Raw genomic sequence first — 874 nt, 5'->3', positions numbered from 1 at the left:
ACAATCCTTCTACATCAAGGATTATTTCATTAAAACCCTAAATCGAAGTACCTGGTTATTGTGACATTAATTCAAGAGTTACGTGTAGGCGCCATTAGGTGGGTCCGCTTGCTTACGAGACTGTGGTATTATCCAGAGTGCTCAATTTTACTACGTACCGCGGCTTGTCCTCAGTATCCAAACGGTGCTATTCATGATCCAGCTGGTCGAATATGCAGCAAAACAACCGAGATTTTCTTGATCCCTCGGACGAGCCGATGGACGTAGCTGATATTTTCCACAGTCTCTTACGCGCGCGGCTCGGTTCCTTCCTTGCTAACTGAATCAAATCCTAGTCTTGGCAGGGAGTGAACCGAGCCGCGCGCGTAAGCAAGCGGATACGGAACTATCCGCTTTCACGAATGACCCAAGTTACATTTGTTGCATACCTATAAGAAATTATCGCACTTAGTCTCTTTTTGGTTGTTTGCAACAGTTTGGATTTATTCAAAATCGAGGGAATGAAGGGGCTTTAATATAGGGCATGAAGTGATGTTGCCCCCCACCTTAATTTAACTTGCCAATCTCTTTATATTCTTAATTTGGAATTGCATAATGCTTAAATTAGACCTATACTGTTTTTAAGAGGAGAACTATCATGTTATCGAGTGCAAATAAGCTAATGGACTATTTTAAAGATCCTATTAAAGAAATAGAAATAATTAGGAAAGGCATTAATCCTGAGTTGATTGAGAATTTTCTAAACGATCAATCCTTTGTGGTTAAGGATGTTCTTAGTCGATTAAAAATTACGACTTCTACCTATTTTGCAAAGAAAAAAGATCATAAGTTACTCGATTCGGGCTCTACAGAGAAATTTTTAAGATTAATCTCT

General features: G+C 39.2%; 1 protein-coding gene. It reads left to right on the top strand.

The features are described 5' to 3' along the window. Window positions 1–637 precede the first annotated feature (637 nt). Window positions 638–874 (top strand): hypothetical protein (locus tag Lwal_RS17775; protein WP_193787242.1); only part of this gene is annotated, 237 nt, incomplete at its 3' end.

The sequence above is a fragment of the Legionella waltersii genome (assembly GCF_001468085.1).
GTDB classification, from domain to species: domain Bacteria; phylum Pseudomonadota; class Gammaproteobacteria; order Legionellales; family Legionellaceae; genus Legionella; species Legionella waltersii.
Note: the sequence above shows the minus strand (reverse complement) of the source record. Positions and strands in the feature narration are given on the sequence as shown.